Source organism: Micromonospora sp. NPDC050397, assembly GCF_044901685.1.
Lineage (GTDB): Bacteria > Actinomycetota > Actinomycetes > Mycobacteriales > Micromonosporaceae > Micromonospora_G.
This window is the reverse complement of sequence record NZ_JBJDPS010000005.1, coordinates 326,603-343,954: the sequence shown is the minus strand read 5'-3', so window position 1 is coordinate 343,954 and position 17,352 is coordinate 326,603. Positions and strand designations below refer to the sequence as shown.

Genomic DNA, 17,352 nt, shown 5'->3' with positions numbered 1-17,352 from the left:
CCTCGCCCACAACGGAGTACGCCGACCGGATCGCCGGACCCGACGCTTACTCTTCGTTACTTTCCCGTCCACTTCTGACACGTCAACCAATACCGAGTCGCCACCCTTGGCTTTGCGAAACCGCATCGTCACCGTCCGGATTCCCTGTCCCACTGCCCTGCATTAGTGAAGACGAGCGCGGACCGGAAAAGGGATGCAGAGTCTCGACAACTTCGTGGATAAGTACGAGAAGGTTCTCATGATCGGCCGTTCGGCCAGAAACCGCGTCACCGGTCACTCCGTCGCCGCCTGCACCCGTACGCTCCGGAAGCTTTGCCTGTTACCCCCACGGGAGGACCCCTTTATGCGCAACACCAATGCCCGGCGTTGGCTCGCCGGGTTTGGCGTGGCGGGCGCGCTCGTCGCCACCGCGGCACCGGCGACCGCCGCGCCTGAGCAACCCAGCCTCGGCGTCTATTTCCTGGACAGCACGCTCGCGGCGGACGGCCCGGGCATCGTGGATTCGCCGATCCTGTACGGCTCCGAGCCGCTGGCCCTGCACGACGTGAAGATCACGTTCGACTTCACCGACCTGGCCGGCAAGGTGCAGCTCACCGGGACGGACGAGGGCTCCGTGACGTGCACCCCGGCCGGCGCCAACCGGATCGTCTGCGCGTACGACCCGGAGTGGGACCACGTCGACTACGTGGACGAGTGGGGTTCGTCCGGGCTCTACGACATCGCCATCGTGCCGGTCGAGGGTGTGCAGGACGGCGTCGACGGGAAGCTCAAGGTCAGCTTCAGCGCGGCCGGCTTCGAGACCGTCACCCACGAGTCACGGATCCGGATCGGCGAGGGCGTGGACCTGGCCGCCGGCCCCGAGCAGCGGGTGACGTCACAGCCCGGTGGGAAGTTCACCACCCCGCTCACCGTCCGCAACGTCGGCCGGACCACGGTCACCGGGACCAACGTCCTGTTCTACAACGACTACTCGATCCGGGCGGACAAGCAGTTCAGCAACTGCACCTACGTCAAGGACGAACTCCGTTCCTGCTACTTCGAGACGCCGCTGGCCGCCGGCAAGTCGTACACCACGAACATCCCGTACGCGCTGGGCGCCGACACGTACGCGCCGGGGAGTGAGTACGGCGATGTCTCCTGGCTGACCGCCGCCGAGTTCGAGGACTTCTCCGAGTACCTCGACATCAACGGCTTCGACGTGGGCAAGCCGGGCACCGGCGGTGAGCTGAAGCTGACCGAGGTGGTCAGCGCGAACGCCCGGGGGGCGCAGGCGGACACCGATCCGGAGAACAACTGGAGCCACATCGAGATCACCGTCACCGGCAAGAACGGTGCCGATCTCTCGGCGGTCGGCGCCAGCGTCTCCGGCGACGCGGGCAAGGTCGTCCCGGCGGCCGTCGGGTTCCAGAACAACGGCCCGGCGACGATCGACGTCAGTCGGCGCGGCGGTCCGGTCACCAACGTGGACATCAAGGTGCCGACCGGTACGACCGCGGTCACCGTGCCCGAGGAATGCGTCCCGTTCGAGGATGGCGAGTACGACTGGGAGAACCCGGGCAAGCCCGGCGCCGCGAACTACCGGTGCTACCCGGAGTCGATCAGCGTGGCGGGTGAGAAGCGCACCTTCGACTTCGGCTTCCGGATCGACCAGGTGATCGCCGACGCGGCTGGCCAGGTCACGGTCAACCCCGAGTGCGAGTGCGACGGCTACTTCTCCCAGGACCTGGACGCAACGAACAACGTGGCCAAGCTCCTGGTCAACGCCACCAACAACGGCGGCGAGGGTGACGGCGGCGCTGGCGGCGGGGGCGGCCTGCCGATCACCGGTGCCTCGGCTGGCCTGACCGCCGGTGTGGGCGTGCTGCTGCTCGGTGCCGGCGTGGTCGGCTTCGTGCTGGCCCGGCGTCGCCGGACGCACTTCGTCGCCTGATCCAATCGGCGTTCTTACGCCCCGTCGGCCCCACGGCCGGCGGGGCGTTCGTCGTTTCCGGACTCCCTCCCGTGCAACAGCTCACCGCCGTCAGGCGTCCCCGGTCCGAGGAGGTGGAGATGCAGAGCGCGGATGGTCAAGCATTCGAGGAATTCGTACGTGCCCGATCGGCGGCGCTGGTCCGCTACGGGTACGTCCTGACCGGCAACCCGCACGACGCCGCGGACCTGGCACAGGAGGCGCTGGCCCGGCTCGGGTCAACCTGGTCACGGGTACGCCACAAGGGCGACCCCGAGGGTTACGTACGCACGATCATGGCCCGGCTGCACATCAGTTGGTGGCGGAAGCGACGACGCGAGCGGCTCTCCGGTGACGTGCCCGAGCAGGCGCACACCGAGGCGGGGTTCGCCCACGCCGACGGGGACGGCGGGCTGTGGCAGGCACTGGCCCGGCTGCCGCGACGGCAGCGTGCCGTGTTGGTGCTGCGTTACTACGAGCACCGCACCGACGAGGAGATCGCCGAGCACCTCGGCATAACCCAGGGCACGGTACGCAGCCAGGCGTTTCGCGGGCTGGGCAAGTTACGGGCCAGTTGGCATCCGACGAGCACGACACGGCGGGAGGGAATGGTGGAGAGCAGGCGATGACCGACCAACTGGAAGACGAACTGATCCGTACGCTGGCCCGCGCTGGGGCGACCGCGCCGCCGCTCGACCCGGACTTCGTACCCGGAATACGACGCCGCCAGCGGCGACGTCGGCAGCGGAGGGTCGCTGTCGCCGCTGCCTGTGCCGCGACGTTGACGATCGTCGGCGGCCTGAGCGTGCTCCGGCCCACCGAGCAGGCCCCCACGGCGGACCCGGATCCGATCACCACCGCCACCGACTGGTCCGGCGAGATACCGGACTTCGCCGCGCTCAAGACACCCGAACAGGTCTGGCCGCGAGCGGTCCGCAAGCTGCCCGGCACGCTCCCGAACGGCGACGGCTACGTCGTGACGGCGATCGTGGACCGGGATCGCTACCTGGTCAACACGCCGAACGGGACCAGGGGACTGTTGCTCTTCGACGTGCGAACCGGCGACGTACGTCCCCTCGCGGACCCGACCACCGGCGCCGGGAGTTCCCTCGGCGGCAGGATCAATTCGGCGGTGGTCGCGGGACGGGAGGTGTTCTGGACAGCCGGCGTGCCGAATCCCACCAGCGCCGGATGGCTCGCGCTCTGGGCCGCCCCGCTCGACGGCCGGACCCCGCCACGCCTGGTTTACACCTTTCAGGAGTTGGACCACGCGTATCCACATCTCGGCACGACGGGGGACAGTGTCTACTGGCGGCAGGACGCGGGCCGGCGTCCGGCCGGTATCTACCGCATCCCGGTCTCCGGCGGAGAGCCGACCCTGGTGCCCGGGTCCGGCACCTATTACCTTGGCGGCCTCTCACCCTGGGTGGACACCCACACCCGACAGACCCCGGTCGGCGGGCCACCGGGCTCCGGCGAGGTGTGGAACCTGGTCACCGGTGAACGCCGTGCCTGGAAGGCGGCCCCGGGCCTCGGAACCGTCCTGTGCGACCCGGTCCTCTGCCTCGGCCAGGTCGTGAACCAGCAGCCGACGCTACAACGGCTGGACGGCAGCGATCTCCGGAAGTTCGCGGACCGGGCCGGTACGCCGGCCGGCGTTTGGGGTGGAATGGATGTGGCGCTCGACGGCCGGTTCGCGGCGGCCTGGTTCGAGACGGCCCTGGACCGGTTCCCGTTCATCTGGGACCGCTTCAGTGGGAAGGCGGCGGTGGTCAAGACACCTCGGCAACCCGCCCTGTCAGGGTCGCTGGGACAGAACAACCGATCCGATCCCTGGATGTCGATGAACCCCGAGAGCGCGCTGGTGCAGTGGTCCGACGGCAAGGACGGCAGCTACCTGCTCGATCTGCGGGCCATCCGGTAGGAATCGACCGGTCCGGTGCAGCGTTTTGGTGCAGCGTTTTGGTGCAGCGTTTTGGTGCAGCGTTTTGGTGCAGCGGTTTGGTGCAGCGGTTTGGTGCAGCGGCCCGTCGGCGGTCATCGCCGACGGGCCCCGGCCGTCCCGGGTCACGTGGCTGACCTCCCGGGCGTGGGCACGGTAACCGGCTGCACCGTTTCCGTTTCCGTTCCCGTTTCCGTTCCCGTTTCCGTTTCCGGGCACGGGCACAGGCACCGGCACCGGCACGGGCACCGGCTGCACCGCGAGCGGCTCCGGCCGGCAAATCCGGGCGACACCGGGTATCTCCGGCTGAGATCCTTCTCCACGTGCTGCTCACCGTCACCACCACCCACCGGCCCGCCACCGACCTGGGATACCTGCTGGTCAAGCACCCCGACCGGCAGCACTCGTTCGACGTACCGACGGGCACGGCACACGTCTTCTATCCGCAGGCCGACGAGGACCGGTGCACCGCCGCGCTGCTGCTCGACGTCGACCCGCTGCGGCTGACCACCGCGCGTGGCAAAGGCCGTGGCCGGGGCACGGGCGCCACCCCCGAGGCGTTCACCCTCGGGCAGTACGTCAACGACCGCCCGTACGCCGCGTCCAGCCTGCTCTCCTCGGCCCTGGCGAAGGTGTTCCGCTCCGCCCTGCACGGCAGTTCCAAGGACCGCCCGGAGCTGGCGGCGACCCCGATCCCGCTGGAGATCGGCGTACCGGTGCTGCGCTGCCGGGGCGGCGCCGAACTCGCCGAGCGGCTCTTCGCCCCGCTCGGCTGGACCGTCACCGCCACCGCGATCCCGCTCGACGAGACCCATCCCGACTGGGGCGACAGCCGGTACGCCACCCTCACCCTGCACGGCACGCTGCGCCTGGCCGACGCGCTCAACCACCTGTACGTCCTACTGCCGGTGCTGGACGACGCCAAGCACTACTGGGTGGCGCCGGACGAGATCGACAAGCTGCTCCGGGCCGGCGAGGGCTGGCTCGGCCGGCACCCGGAACGGGGCTTCGTCACCCGCCGCTACCTGGCTCACCGCCGAGCACTGGCCGGTGTCGCCCTGGCCCGCCTGGCCGAGCTGCGGCTCGCTGACGACCCGACCGACCCCGACACTGTCGATGTCGCCGAGGAACGGAACAGCGACGAGGAGGCCGATCTGTCCTCCGCCGCTCTGCCCTCCGCCGCTCTGCCCCCCGCCAATCTGTCCTCCGCCGCTCTGCCCTCCGGCTCGGGCCGGCAGCCACTGGCGGTACGACGCCGCGCGGCCGTACTGGCGGCGCTCGCCGATGCCGGCGCGACCCGCGTACTCGACCTGGGCTGCGGCGGCGGCGCGCTCCTGGCCGACCTGGTACGCGACCGCCGCTACATCGAGATCGTCGGCACCGACGTGTCGCATGGGGCGCTGGCGATGGCGGAGCGACGGCTCAAGCTGGACCGCCTGCCACAGCGGCAGCGGGACCGGATCAAGCTGTGGCAGTCCGCGCTGACGTACCGCGACGACCGGCTGCGCGGGTACGACGCCGCAGTCCTGATGGAGGTCGTCGAGCACCTCGACCCGCCCCGGTTGCCGGCGCTGGAAGCGGCGGTCTTCGGTCACGCGCAGCCGGCGACGGTGCTGGTCACGACGCCGAACGCGGAGTACAACGTACGCTACGAAGGGCTGCCGGCCGGGGCGATGCGCCACCACGACCACCGGTTCGAGTGGTCCCGGGCCGAGTTCGCCGACTGGGTCGCGCGGGTAGCCACCGGTTACGGCTACACCGCGACGATCAGCGGCGTCGGTGACAACGACGACCTCGTGGGCGCACCCACCCAACTCGCCGTCTTCACCCGCTAGAGACCCACTCGTTAGGAAGGGCCCCTTCCTCTACAAAAAGCGATAACAAGGGGCCCTTCCTTACCCCGCGGCGGGTGGACCGGTGCGGTGGAAGGAAGTTTGCGATGAGCGTGTTGGATGTTCCCGAGCTGGCGCTGGTGGCGCTGGTCGGCATTTCCGGGTCGGGCAAGTCGACCTTCGCCCGCCGGCACTTCACACCCACCCAGGTGCTCTCCTCGGACGCGTTCCGGGCCATGGTGGCGGACGACGAGAACGACCAGTCCGCCTCGGCCGAGGCGTTCGACGTGCTGCACTACGTCGCGGGCAAGCGGCTGCGGGCCGGTCGGCTGACCGTGGTGGACGCGACGAATCTCCAGTCGCACGCCCGCGCGGGGCTGGTCCGGGTGGCCCGCGAGCACGACGTGCTGCCGGTGGCGATCGTGCTCGACGCGCCCGAACCGCTCTGCTGGGAACGTACCCAGGCGCGGACCGACCGGACCTTCGGCCGGCAGGTGCTCGGTCGGATGCAGCGGGACCTGCGCCGATCGGTGGGGCAGTTGGCCCGGGAGGGCTTCCGCAAGGTGCACGTGCTGCGCGGGATCGAGGAGATCGACGCCGCGACGATCCGGTACGAGCGCCTGTTCAACGACCGCAAGGAGCTGACCGGCCCGTTCGACATCGTCGGCGACGTACACGGTTGCCGGGCCGAGTTGGAGACGCTGCTGACCCGGCTCGGCTGGGCGTTGCACCGGGACGCTGAGGGGCGACCGGTGGACGCCTCCCATCCGGCGGGACGTACCGCGATCTTCGTCGGTGACCTGGTCGACCGCGGCCCGGACTCCCCCGGCGTGCTCCGCCTGGTGATGGGCATGGTCGCCGCCGGGCACGCCATCTGCGTGCCGGGCAACCACGAGCAGAAGCTGCTGCGCAAGCTGCGCGGCCGCAACGTGCAGGTCACCCACGGGCTGGCCGAGACGCTGGCCCAGCTCGACGGCGAGGAGCCGGCGTTTGTCGCCGAGGCGTCCGCCTTCATCGACGGCCTGGTCAGCCACTACGTGCTCGACGGCGGCCGGTTGGTGGTCGCGCACGCCGGCCTGAAGGAGGAGTACCAGGGTCGGGCCTCGGGCCGGGTACGGGCGTTCGCGCTCTTCGGCGAGACCACCGGCGAGACCGACGAGTACGGCCTGCCGGTGCGCTACCCGTGGGCCCGCGACTACCGGGGCTCTGCCATGGTCGTCTACGGCCACACCCCGACCCCGACGCCGGAGTGGGTCAACAACACCATCTGCATCGACACCGGTTGCGTCTTCGGCGGCACCCTGACCGCGCTGCGCTACCCGGAACGCGACCTGGTCTCGGTGCCGGCGGCGAAGGAGTACTACGCCCCGGCCCGGCCCCTGGCCGTGGCCGGGACCGACGGCCGTGACGCCCACCGACTCGCCAACGGTGCCGACCGGGCCGAGGGATCGCTCGACCTGGGCGACGTCACCGGCCGGCGGCACCTCGACTACGGCTACGGCACCCTGACCGTGGAGGCCGAGCAGGCCGCCGCCGCGTTGGAGGTGATGAGCCGGTTCGCGGTGGACCCCCGGGCCCTGCCGTGGCTGCCGCCGACCATGGCACCCTGCTCGACGTCGGAGCTGGACGGCTTCCTGGAACACCCGGCTCAGGCGTTCGCCGACTACCGGGCGGCCGGGGTCGACCGGGTCATCTGCGAGGAGAAGCACATGGGCTCCCGCGCGGTGGTGCTGGTCTGCCAGCGGGCCGACGACGACCGGTTCGGGCCGGCGGGAGGCGCGGTCTACACCCGTACCGGCCGGCCGTTCTTCGGCGCGCCACTCGACGCGGCGCTGCTGGATCGGGTACGTGCGGCGGCCACCGTCGCCGGCCTCTGGACCGAGTTCGACAGCGACTGGCTGCTGCTCGACACCGAACTGCTGCCCTGGTCGGCGAAGGCGACCGGCCTGATCCGGGAGCAGTACGCCAGCGTCGGCGCGGCCGGGCGGGCGGCTCTGCCGGCGGTGCTCGACGCGCTGGACCGAACCGCCGCACGGGGTGTGCCGGTGGACGAGTTGCGCGTCCGGATGGCTCGCCGCAACGCTGACCTGCTCCGCTACACCGACGCCTACCGGGCGTACGTGCACCCGTCGCAGGGTCTCGACGGGGTGACCCTGGCCCCGTTCGTGCTGCTGGCAAGCGCGGGCGCGACCCACACGGGTCGGGACCACGGCTGGCACCTGGCCCTGGCCGACCGGCTGCACGCCGCCGACCCGGGGTTCTTCACCCGGACCCGGCACCGGGTGGTCAACCTCGCCGACGAGGCGGCGGTCGCCGAGGCCATCGACTGGTGGTTGGCGCTGACCGGGGACGGCGGCGAGGGCATGGTGGTCAAGCCGTACGCCGGACCAGCGGCGCGCGACCAGCGTGGTCGACTGCTCCAGCCGGGGGTGAAGTGCCGGGGCCGGGAGTACCTGCGGATCATCTACGGGCCGGAGTACACCGAGCCGGAGCAGTTGGCGCAGTTGCGCAACCGGTCACTCGGGCGTAAGCGGGGCATGGCACTGCGCGAACACGGTCTCGGGTTGGCCGCGCTCGACCGGCTGGCGGAGGATGCCCCGCTCTGGCGGCGGCACGAGTTGGTCTTCGCGATTCTGGCCTGCGAGTCCGAGCCGGTCGACCCACGGCTGTAGCCCGCGGTCGACCCACGGCTGTAGCCCGAACGGAACAATCGACAGCCCGAACGGAACAATCGACAGCTCGAACGGAACGCCAGGTCGGGACGCTAGCGACGTCGCCAGGCGAGCGTGAACCGCTGCCGCCTAGACTGCGGGGGTGCCCGTGGTCGGCGGCAGCGGGACTAGCCTGCTCGAAATGTCCGCCGCCGCGCGGAAAATCGCTGCCCGACCGGAAACTTCGGAGGTCACCCCGTGCCGACGCCCACCACCACGCTGGCCATGGGCCCCGAGTTCCTGGACCCGGAGTGGCTGATCTCCACCTTCGGGCTGCTCGGCATCCTGGCGATCGTCTTCGCCGAGTCCGGGTTGCTGATCGGCTTCTTCCTGCCGGGTGACTCGCTCCTGTTCACCACCGGCCTGCTGACCTCGGACGGGCAGTACATCACGTACCCGATCTGGCTGGTCTGCCTGTTGATCACGATCGCCGCGATCGCCGGTGACCAGGTCGGCTACCTGTTCGGCCGGCGGGTCGGCCCGGCCCTGTTCCGCCGCCCGAACTCCCGGCTGTTCAAGCAGGAGAACCTGCTCAAGGCGCACGAGTTCTTCGACAAGTACGGCGCCCGCTCGATCGTGCTGGCCCGCTTCGTACCGATCGTGCGGACCTTCACCCCGATCGTCGCCGGGGTGAGCAAGATGAACTACCGCACCTTCGTGATCTACAACGTGCTCGGCGGCACGCTCTGGGGCACCGGGGTCACCCTGCTGGGCTACTTCCTCGGGCAGATCGACTTCGTCAAGGAGCACATCGAGATCATCCTGATCGCGATCGTGGTGATCTCGGTGGTGCCGATCGTCATCGAGCTGCTCCGGGCACGGATGGCCGCCCGGCGGGGCACCACCGCGGCCGAGCGCGCGGCACTGGACGAGGCCGCCCGCGAGAGCCAGCAGCACCACCGTCACCCGTAAGGACGAGCACTCGGGTCGGGCAGGCGGTGATCCCGGATCGGGTGTCGACCGTGGCCGCCCAGCGGTCATCGCCGTCGGGCATGCCGACGAAGCGGGCATGCCTATGGGACGACGGTCGTCCGGCCGCAGTCCGGGCGGGAGCACGTAGCGCAGGTCATCCGGCTACGCCGCCCCGTCCGTCCCGGCCACTCCGGGCGAACAGCCGTAGGACCGTCTGGTGTCACCCGGCGAGGGAGACACCAGACGGTCGCACGCTGATTCAGCGAGCTTTCTTGGTGGCTCGCTTACGCGGCGGAGTCAACAGGTCGGCGATCGTGGCGATCGCCGACGGCACCAGCCTGTAGTACGCCCACACACCGCGCTTCTCCCGCTCCAGCAAGCCGGCCTCGGTGAGGATACGCAGGTGGTGACTGACCGTCGGCTGCGAGAGACCGAGAGGTGCGGTGAGGTCACACACGCACGCCTCGCCCTCCGGTGCCGACTGGATCAGGCTGAGCAGCCGAAGCCGGGCGGGGTCCGCGAGGGCCTTGAGGACCCCCGCAAGTCGCTCGGCGTCGGCACGTTCGATCGGCTCGCCGGCAAGCGGCGAGATCTGAGGCATAGTCATTTCAGCCAACGCAGTTCCCACGTTTTCCATCCTTCCACCAGCAGCATCGACCCGCCTGCATATCAGCAGATCCGAATCGTCAAACTTTTAGGCCACTAGGCCGAGGTCAGGCAACGTATAGGCCGCTCGGTATGGCAGTCCGGCCGCTCGAACGGCGTCGCCCGCGCCTCGATCAACAATAACCGCAACGCCTACAACCTCGGCCCCAGCCTCTTGCAACGCCTCGACCGCGGTCAGCACACTGCCGCCCGTCGTCGAAGTATCCTCCACCGCCAGCACCCGGCGACCGGCCACGTCCGGCCCCTCGATCCGCCGTTGCAGGCCATGTGTCTTCTCCGCCTTGCGCACCACAAAGGCATCCAGTCCGCGCCCCGCCGCCGAAGCGGCGTGCAGCATGGATACCGCCACCGGGTCGGCGCCCAACGTCAGGCCACCGACGGCGTCGAAGTCCCAGTCCGCGGTCAGGTCGAGCAGCACTCGACCGACCAACGGTGCCGCCGCGTGATGGAGCGTTACGCGACGCAGGTCGACGTACCAGTCCGCCTCGCGGCCCGATGACAGCACCACCCGGCCGTGTACTACGGCCAGGTCAGAAATGAATTTACGCAGGTCGTCGTGGTCCCCCATGGCGCCCAAGGGTACTGCTCGAGTCTGAGGACCGTTGGGTGGACCCGACCAGCCGAATGTTTCCAGTCGGTAATGATGGCCAGGAATGACGGTGCGCGATTACTCTGCGTATTGGGCGCGCGGTGCGGATCTCGAGGACTCCGGAGATCCCGGTTGGACCGTCGCGGCGCCGGGGTCAGCCAGACAAGATCAACGTTCGTCTCGGCCGATCCGGCCGCGAGTGTCCCCGCTGACCGTGCGCAGCAAGCCGCGCGGCGCGTGCCGCAGACCGAAGACCGCCGCCTTGTACTTCCAGTCCGGAACGCTGAGAAGTTTGCCTTTTCCCAGGTCACGCAGGGCTTCTGCGACAACGGAGTCGGCCGAGAGCCAGAGCCAGTCGGGCATCTTCGACGTGTTGATGCCGGCCCGTTGGTGGAACTCGGTACGGACGTAGCCGGGGCAGAGCACCATCACCCGTACGCCGTACCGGCGGGTCGCCTGACCGACCGACTCACTGAAATTCGTCACCCACGCCTTGCTGGCGGAGTAGGTGGAGCCCGGCATTACGGCTCCGAAGCCGGCAACCGAAGAGACATTTATCACTGCCCCACTGCGGCGTTCGGTCATCGTCGGCAGTGCCGCGTGGGTCAACCTCATCACGGCGTGGACATTCAGTCGTAACAACCGCGCCTCGTCCTCGGCGGTCGACTTGAGAAAGGAGCGAGCCAGGCTGATACCCGCATTGTTCACCAATAGTTCAATTGGCTCAGCCGGATCTGTGAACTGCCGCTCGACCGTTTGGCAACCGTCGTCGGTGCTCAGATCGGCCGTCAGGGTGCTCACCGAGACGCCGTGCCGCCGGGAGAGTTCGGCCGCCGTCTCGGCCAGTCGCCGTTCGTCGCGGGCGACCAGCACCAGGTGCCGCCCGTCGGCGGCAAACCGCCGGGCGAAGGCCGCACCGATGCCCGACGTCGCCCCGGTGACCAGGGCCCGGCCCCGACCGACAGGGGGCGAGGTGGGCGCAGCGGGCACGGGCGATCCTTACCAGCTCGGCGGTGGGGGCACCGGCGACGGACCCGGCATGGGCGCACGCCCACGGAAATAGGCGTTTGCCGCGGGAAGCGCCAGCAGCGTTGCTACTACAAAGTAACCTAGTGCCTGCGTGACCGAAACCCCCACCGTCAACGAGACCCACCAGGACGGGTAGGCGTCGGTGAGCGCGGCGACCACCTCGGTCGACAGTTGGTCGTCACGAGCACTGTCCAACGGCACCGACCACTGTGCCGCCTGCACGGTGAGCACGGCGCACCCGGCGAGCAGACCGAGAGCACAGACCACCCAGGTGGCGATCCTGACCCGGTTGGCGCCGCGCAGGTTGCCGACGGCCAGCCCGACCAGTACCACCGCCGCCACGACGGCCACCGCCGTGCCGACGGCGGCGACGAGGCGTACGAGCGAGACCAGGGCGTCCACCTCCGAGCGGTCACCCTGGATGCCCGCCGTGGCGTCGCGGAACCGGTCGACCGTCCCGCCGGCCGTGGCCAGCCCGACACCTGCGTGCACCAGGCCGCCGAAGGCCATCAGGCCGAGCAGGAAGGCGGTCAGCGTCACCACCGTGGGACGGCGGGGTACGGGCACCGGCACGGCCGGGGCGGGCCAACCGGCCGACGGCGAGACCGGGCCACCGGGCCACGCGTGCACTGGCTCAGACACGACAGATCCCCCCGAGTAGGCGTCGGTTTGCAACCTACTCGGGGGGATGGGGCAAATGCGTTACCGGCGGGTCATCAATTCCACGATTTGCCGCCGGACTGCGCTGTTGGATTTTGCCGCTGGACTTCGCCAGCCCACTTCGCCGGCCACACATCGCCGTCCGACTCCGCCCGCCGGACTTCGAGGGATCAGCTTGTTGGCGGCTCCGACCGTGGTGCTGGCGGCCCCGGCTGGTCGTCGGAGCTGCCCCCGGGCGGACCGGCCGGATCACGGGGCGGTGCCTGCTCGGTCGGCGGCGGACCGTACGGCGCGGCCGGTGTGGTCGGCGGCAGCCCGTACGTCTGCGGCGTGGCACCGGACGGAGGCGTCGACTGGGCATACCCCGCCTGCGGGTAGCCCGGGTACGCCGAGCCCGGCGCGGGCGGCTCCCAGACCGGCTGCGCCTTGCGGAAGAACTCATTGGACGGTGGCAGGGCCAGCAGGATCAACGCCACCAGGACGGCGACCACCGTCACCACGCTCAGCAGCGTAGTGACCGGGTCGTACCAGCCGGGCAGCCGGTCGTCCAGCATGCGCTGGATCTCGGCCTGGTCCGGCACGTTCGGATCGCTGCTGGACGACGGCGTGAGCGCGTTGCCCGCGGCGCCGAGTCCGAGACCGGCCGCCGAACAGCAGAAGAAGATGCCGCCGAGCACCCAGGTCACGATCCGGGCCGCGTTCTTGCCCCGGTTGTTGAGCAGCGCGAGCACGACCAGACCCACCGCCACGAGCAGGCTGATCACCGCGCCACCGATCAGGAAGCCGGTGCTGAACGCACCCGCCGCGTCGGCCGCCTCGGTGCCGGCGAGCGCCTCGTCGTAGACGTCGCCGAAGGTGCTCGACTGCGTCAGGGAGATGATCAGTTGAATCAACTGCACCGCGGCCACCGCGTAGAGCAGGTAACCGGCGATCGTGACGGTGCCCGGACGGGGCCTGGCCGCAGACGCGGTCGTTGGATACGGATCAGACACGGCACTCCTTCCCTCAGATCGAGGCTCACCGTATCGGTACCCGGCCACCCCTACCGATCAAACCGGCGTGTCGCGGTCCGCCACCCCGGAGTCACCCGGCGTCGCGGGGGGCTACGGTGACGACCCGCGTCAGTAGTTGCGCCACTCCGCGCGGGCGTACTCGAGCACCCGTGGATGGAGCAGGGTGGATGGCGGCAGCTCCTGCCGGCGCCGGTCGCGGGGGAAGTTCGCGGCCGTACGGAGCGTCTCCTGGTCGAGAAAGCGCAGTGGTGGCAGGTCGGTCGGCAGACCGAGCGCGGGCGGGCCGTCTGCCGCCGCCGCGAGCACGAATCCCCAGTCGCCGAAGGAGGGCACATCCACGTGGTACGGCGTGGTGGCGAAGCCGGCCGCGCGGATCGACGCCTCGATGCACCAGTACGACCTGGGTGCGAAGTAGGGCGAACCAGCCTGCACCACCATCCGGCCCCCGTCGGCGAGCGCCGTGCGCACCAGCGCGTAGAACTCGACCGAGTAGAGCTTCGCGGTGGCGGTCTCGTCCGGGTCCGGCAGGTCGACCACGACCGCGTCGAACCGTTCGCGCCCGAGACGCAACCACTGGAACGCGTCGGCGTTGACGACGCGCACCCGGGGGTCGTCGAACGCGTCCCGGTTGAGCGTACGGAGTTGCGGCTCGGTTCGGGCCAGCCGGATCACCGCCGGATCGAGCTCGACCAGCGTCACCGAACCGACGTCGGGATAGCGCAGCAGTTCGCGTACGGCCAGTCCGTCGCCGCCACCGAGGACCAGCACCGAGGTACGGCTGCCGCGCAGCAACGGGTGCACCAGCGCCTCGTGGTAGCGGTACTCGTCGACCGAGCTGAACTGGAGGTCCCCGTTCAGGTAGAGGCGCAGGTCGGTGACGCCCTGCGAGACGAGCGGGATCGACCGGGTCAACACGATCTCCTGGTACGCGCTGCGTTCCGCGTGCACCACCGGGTCCCGGAAGAGCTGTTGCCGGGCGGTCACCTCGAAGTCGTACGCGGTGAGGTAGGCGTACCCGAGGACGAGGCCGACCACGACGGACCCGGCGGTGAGTCCGAGCCGGGCCCGCGCACCCAGCTCGCGCCGGAACACGGTGAAGACCAGCGCCAGCCCGGCCAGCGCGTTCACCAGGCCGACCACCAGCACGCCCCGGAGTTGCCCGAAGACCGGCATCAGCAGGAACGGGAAGGCCAGGCCGCCGAGTAGCGCGCCGACGTAGTCGGCGGCGAAGAGGTCCGCGACCGCGCTCCCCGCCGCCTGCGCCCTGATCCGTTGCAGCAGCACCATCAGCAGCGGGATCTCCGCCCCGATCAGCAGGCCGAGCAGGAAGGCGGTGACGACCAGTGCCGGGGCGTAGAGGTCGAGCCAGGCGAACGCCGCGTAGAGCCCGAGCACCGAGAGCCCGCCGAAGAGGGCGAGGGCGAGCTCGACGGCGGCGAAGGCGGCGGCGGCCCGGGACTGCAACGGCTTGGCCGCCAGCGCCCCGATCCCCATCGCGAACACCATCACACCGAGCACGATCGACGCCTGCCCGACGGTGTCCCCGATCAGGTAGCTGCCGAACGCCACCAGCGCCAGTTCGTAGACCAGTCCGCAGGCCGCGCAGACGAAGACCGCCGCGAGCACCGCCGCCCGCGCGCCTCGCCACCGGGTACGCGGCATCGCCCCGCCCGGCCCGCCCGCCCCATCGCTGGTCGGTAGCGTCGGACCGGTCATCGCCGTGACGCCGGTGGCCGGCGAGCGCGGGCTGCGGCGCCGGGCGGTGGAAGCTGGTGCCGACGCTCGAACCAGCCGACCGTCAGCAGCAGCGCGGTGATCAGGAAAAGGCCACCGGCACCGACCAGGTAGGCCCAGCGGTCCCGCCAGAAGTCGCCGCCGGAGTCGGGCAGCGCGGCCGGCACCGGCTGTGCCGACCCGGGCGGCACCGTCTTCGTCGGTGCGGCCGGCGCCGCCCCCGACTCCGCCACCAGCAGTGGCAGGAAGACGGCGGCCCGACAGACCGCCCAGCCGGGGTCGTCCACGAAGGCGTCGGTGGGCAGGTCGAGCCGCTTCAGCCCGGTTTCGTAGTCGATCCCGGCGAGGTCGTCCGAGCTGGTCACCTCGTACGACGCGAGGTCACTGCTCTCGCTGCTCTCCGAGGTGTACGTCACCACGGCCGCGATCTTCACCCAGCGCTCGCAGCGCGGGTCGTCCTCCACCTCCACCCCGTCGCCGAGATTCGAACCGACGCTCAGCCTCGATGTCCGGCCGCCGTCGAGCCGCCAGCCGTAACAGATGCCCTGGGCCCGGTACGCGTCGCCGAGAAGCTGCACGGTGTCCGCGAGCTCGGACGCGGTCGGCGGTGGTACCTGCGTACCGTCGTCGTCCGGCTCCTCGCCGAGAGCGATGAGGGTGAAGGCGGTGGCCACGACCACCGCGACGCCGACCCAGATGGCAACGGTCCTGACCCGTCGGGCCGTCTCCCTGTCCCGCGCCCTACGGCCCTTGGCGGCCCGCCTCGTCGTCCGGTTCGACGCCTGCGCGTCCGGTTCCGCGGGCGGCGTACCGGGATCGCGGCCCGGCCCCGACTCCGTCGCCATCAGCTCATCGCGGCGGCGATCACGGCGCCGGTGGCGAGGTGTACGACCGCGGAGACCCAGACCGCCGGGTGCGGTTCCGGGTCGACCAGGATCTCACCGAGCCGGCCCGGGGTGGCCAGGTCGAGCAGGAGGAACGCGCCGGCCATGACGACCAGCCCGAGCAACCCGTACGCGGCGCTGCCGACCAGCCCGGCGACGAGGTCGTCGTCGCTGACCACGATCGCGGTGGTCACGATGATGCCGACCCCGGCCAGGTTCGAGGTGAGCAGCAGCGCCGCGTTGCGGTTCCGGTCGGCCCAGATCAGCTCGTGCAGCCGGCCGGGCGTGGCCATGTCGACCAGGGCGTAACCGATGCCCATCAGCACTACGCCGACCACGGCGTACGCGAGGGTGGCCAACAGATCGGTGGCGAGGGTGGTCAACATGAGGCTCCCGAGGGGGTGTGGAGGGATCGACCGCTACTTGCCGGCACCGGGACCGCCGCCGCGTACGGTCACGCCCCGCCCCCAGCCCCAGGCGTTGCCGACCGTGCTCGAATAGCGCGGGTAGGCGGTCCGCAGCCCTTCGAGCAGGATCAGCGAGCCACCGGCGAGCGGCAGGATCACCACCGCGTCGTCGTCGTAGCGGAGGTACACCCCACTGCCGTCGACGTACTGGTCGGCCGGGCGCCAGGCACCGGTGACCTCCTCGGCCACCTCGCTCGGCACCTTGTCCGAGCGGTACGCGGTCGCCTCGGAGCCGATGTCCCGGGCAGCCGTGCGGGCGTAGTGGTTCTCCACGTACCCGCGCGGCGAGAAGCTGCCGTAGAAGATGGCGAATCCCGCCAACACGGCGCCCAGCACGGCGAATGCCGTCCCGACAAGAAACCACCTGCGGTACGTCACGGCCCGCTCACCACCGTCTCGGTCTCGACCAGTTCGCCGCTCTGTGGATAGGCGTGCCAGGTCCGCCAGCCGATCGCGCCGGTCTCATTCGTGCCACCGGGGCGAACCTCGTCGCGACCGTCGACCGGGCTGGCCGGGTCGTCGCGCCGGTCCAGCCGTAACGCGGTGATCGCGTCGGGGCCGCCGGGAAAAACACCGATCAGGGCGTACGGGTCGCCGGCCAGTTCCCGCCGCAGACCCGCCGTCCGGGTGGCCATCGTCGCCGGGTCCAACCGCAGCACCCGGGCGGTGAACCGGTAACCGGTCGCCGGATCGACCAGCTCCGACGGCAACTCGGGACGTCGACCGGGCAGGCAGGCGACGGTCTCGACGAGTTCGGCTGCCGGCGGGTGCCGGTCGGCGACGGTCGCGCGACCGAGCACGACCTGGTGCGAGGCGCCGAGCAGGCGCAGCAGCAGCCGTACGCCGGAATGGTCCGGATGGGCCAGTTCGAGTACGTGCAGCGCGGGCAGTTCCGGCGCGCCGAGCGCCAGGCTCAGCTCGGCGGCGGTGGTGTCCGCGTACGGGGTGTCCAGGGTGACGAGCAT

Annotated in this window: 16 protein-coding genes; 6 read left to right on the top strand and 10 right to left on the bottom strand. The window is 70.4% G+C overall.

The annotated features are described in order from the left end of the window. Window positions 1–343: 343 nt before the first annotated feature. The 6 genes from ACI2K4_RS20410 to ACI2K4_RS20385 all read left to right on the top strand — a co-directional run bounded on the left by ACI2K4_RS20410 (window position 344) and on the right by ACI2K4_RS20385 (window position 9,345). Window positions 344–1,930, top strand: coding sequence for an LPXTG cell wall anchor domain-containing protein (locus tag ACI2K4_RS20410; RefSeq protein ID WP_404513269.1), 1,587 nt, complete (start codon window positions 344–346; stop codon window positions 1,928–1,930). Window positions 1,931–2,049: 119 nt separating this feature from the next. Then, window positions 2,050–2,577: a SigE family RNA polymerase sigma factor gene (locus ACI2K4_RS20405; protein ID WP_404513268.1), complete on the top strand. Its 528-nt coding sequence runs from the start codon at window positions 2,050–2,052 to the stop codon at window positions 2,575–2,577. Then, window positions 2,574–3,872, top strand: a complete 1,299-nt coding sequence (locus ACI2K4_RS20400) for a hypothetical protein (RefSeq protein WP_404513267.1) — start codon at window positions 2,574–2,576, stop codon at window positions 3,870–3,872. Before ACI2K4_RS20405 ends, ACI2K4_RS20400 begins: the two co-directional genes overlap by 4 nt. 341 nt (window positions 3,873–4,213) lie before the next feature. Beyond that, window positions 4,214–5,725, top strand: a complete 1,512-nt coding sequence (locus ACI2K4_RS20395; RefSeq protein WP_404513266.1) for a 3' terminal RNA ribose 2'-O-methyltransferase Hen1 — start codon at window positions 4,214–4,216, stop codon at window positions 5,723–5,725. A 104-nt stretch (window positions 5,726–5,829) separates the two neighbouring features. Beyond that, window positions 5,830–8,394: a polynucleotide kinase-phosphatase gene (locus ACI2K4_RS20390; RefSeq protein ID WP_404513265.1), complete on the top strand. Its 2,565-nt coding sequence runs from the start codon at window positions 5,830–5,832 to the stop codon at window positions 8,392–8,394. Window positions 8,395–8,631: 237 nt separating this feature from the next. After that, window positions 8,632–9,345, top strand: a complete 714-nt coding sequence (locus tag ACI2K4_RS20385) for a DedA family protein (RefSeq protein WP_404513264.1) — start codon at window positions 8,632–8,634, stop codon at window positions 9,343–9,345. A gap of 259 nt (window positions 9,346–9,604) precedes the next feature. On the opposite strand, the gene ACI2K4_RS20380 is transcribed toward ACI2K4_RS20385, so the two are convergent. The 10 genes from ACI2K4_RS20380 to ACI2K4_RS20335 form a co-directional block, all read right to left on the bottom strand. Next, window positions 9,605–9,982 (bottom strand): helix-turn-helix transcriptional regulator, encoded by a 378-nt coding sequence (locus ACI2K4_RS20380; RefSeq protein WP_091081602.1) that lies wholly within the window; start codon window positions 9,980–9,982, stop codon window positions 9,605–9,607. A 57-nt stretch (window positions 9,983–10,039) separates the two neighbouring features. Next, on the bottom strand, window positions 10,040–10,579 hold the full coding sequence (gene pyrE, locus ACI2K4_RS20375) for an orotate phosphoribosyltransferase (RefSeq protein WP_404513263.1): 540 nt from the start codon (window positions 10,577–10,579) through the stop codon (window positions 10,040–10,042). 189 nt (window positions 10,580–10,768) lie between these two features. Further along, window positions 10,769–11,590 carry an SDR family NAD(P)-dependent oxidoreductase gene (locus ACI2K4_RS20370; RefSeq protein ID WP_404513262.1) on the bottom strand — a complete coding sequence of 274 codons (822 nt, stop codon included), beginning with the start codon at window positions 11,588–11,590 and terminating at the stop codon, window positions 10,769–10,771. A gap of 9 nt (window positions 11,591–11,599) precedes the next feature. Then, window positions 11,600–12,271: a hypothetical protein gene (locus tag ACI2K4_RS20365; RefSeq protein WP_404513261.1), complete on the bottom strand. Its 672-nt coding sequence runs from the start codon at window positions 12,269–12,271 to the stop codon at window positions 11,600–11,602. 188 nt (window positions 12,272–12,459) lie between these two features. After that, window positions 12,460–13,281, bottom strand: coding sequence for a hypothetical protein (locus ACI2K4_RS20360; protein WP_404513260.1), 822 nt, complete (start codon window positions 13,279–13,281; stop codon window positions 12,460–12,462). 129 nt (window positions 13,282–13,410) lie between these two features. After that, window positions 13,411–14,964, bottom strand: coding sequence for a polyamine aminopropyltransferase (locus ACI2K4_RS20355; protein ID WP_404513414.1), 1,554 nt, complete (start codon window positions 14,962–14,964; stop codon window positions 13,411–13,413). A 50-nt stretch (window positions 14,965–15,014) separates the two neighbouring features. Continuing rightward, on the bottom strand, window positions 15,015–15,881 hold the full coding sequence (locus ACI2K4_RS20350) for a hypothetical protein (protein WP_404513259.1): 867 nt from the start codon (window positions 15,879–15,881) through the stop codon (window positions 15,015–15,017). Beyond that, entirely contained in the window at window positions 15,881–16,306 is a 426-nt protein-coding gene (locus tag ACI2K4_RS20345) for a DUF350 domain-containing protein (RefSeq protein WP_404513258.1), read from the bottom strand. Before ACI2K4_RS20345 ends, ACI2K4_RS20350 begins: the two co-directional genes overlap by 1 nt. Window positions 16,307–16,339: 33 nt before the next feature. Next, window positions 16,340–16,765, bottom strand: a complete 426-nt coding sequence (locus ACI2K4_RS20340; protein ID WP_404513257.1) for a DUF4247 domain-containing protein — start codon at window positions 16,763–16,765, stop codon at window positions 16,340–16,342. After that, the gene (locus ACI2K4_RS20335) at window positions 16,762–17,352 is read right to left on the bottom strand and encodes a DUF2617 family protein (RefSeq protein WP_404513256.1); all 591 of its coding nucleotides are present in this window, start codon (window positions 17,350–17,352) and stop codon (window positions 16,762–16,764) included. The genes ACI2K4_RS20340 and ACI2K4_RS20335 overlap by 4 nt, the downstream gene beginning before the upstream one ends.

What these genes read in the sequence shown, in the direction of transcription:
- ACI2K4_RS20380 (WP_091081602.1), bottom strand. Translation starts at nt 9,982, where the DNA reads ATGGAAAACGTGGGAACTGCGTTGGCTGAAATGACTATGCCTCAGATC.
- pyrE (WP_404513263.1), bottom strand. Translation starts at nt 10,579, where the DNA reads ATGGGGGACCACGACGACCTGCGTAAATTCATTTCTGACCTGGCCGTA.
- ACI2K4_RS20355 (WP_404513414.1), bottom strand. Translation starts at nt 14,964, where the DNA reads ATGCCGCGTACCCGGTGGCGAGGCGCGCGGGCGGCGGTGCTCGCGGCG.
- ACI2K4_RS20335 (WP_404513256.1), bottom strand. Translation starts at nt 17,352, where the DNA reads ATGCTCGTCACCCTGGACACCCCGTACGCGGACACCACCGCCGCCGAG.
- ACI2K4_RS20390 (WP_404513265.1), top strand. Translation starts at nt 5,830, where the DNA reads ATGAGCGTGTTGGATGTTCCCGAGCTGGCGCTGGTGGCGCTGGTCGGC.
- ACI2K4_RS20410 (WP_404513269.1), top strand. Translation starts at nt 344, where the DNA reads ATGCGCAACACCAATGCCCGGCGTTGGCTCGCCGGGTTTGGCGTGGCG.
- ACI2K4_RS20405 (WP_404513268.1), top strand. Translation starts at nt 2,050, where the DNA reads ATGCAGAGCGCGGATGGTCAAGCATTCGAGGAATTCGTACGTGCCCGA.
- ACI2K4_RS20400 (WP_404513267.1), top strand. Translation starts at nt 2,574, where the DNA reads ATGACCGACCAACTGGAAGACGAACTGATCCGTACGCTGGCCCGCGCT.
- ACI2K4_RS20345 (WP_404513258.1), bottom strand. Translation starts at nt 16,306, where the DNA reads ATGTTGACCACCCTCGCCACCGATCTGTTGGCCACCCTCGCGTACGCC.
- ACI2K4_RS20350 (WP_404513259.1), bottom strand. Translation starts at nt 15,881, where the DNA reads ATGGCGACGGAGTCGGGGCCGGGCCGCGATCCCGGTACGCCGCCCGCG.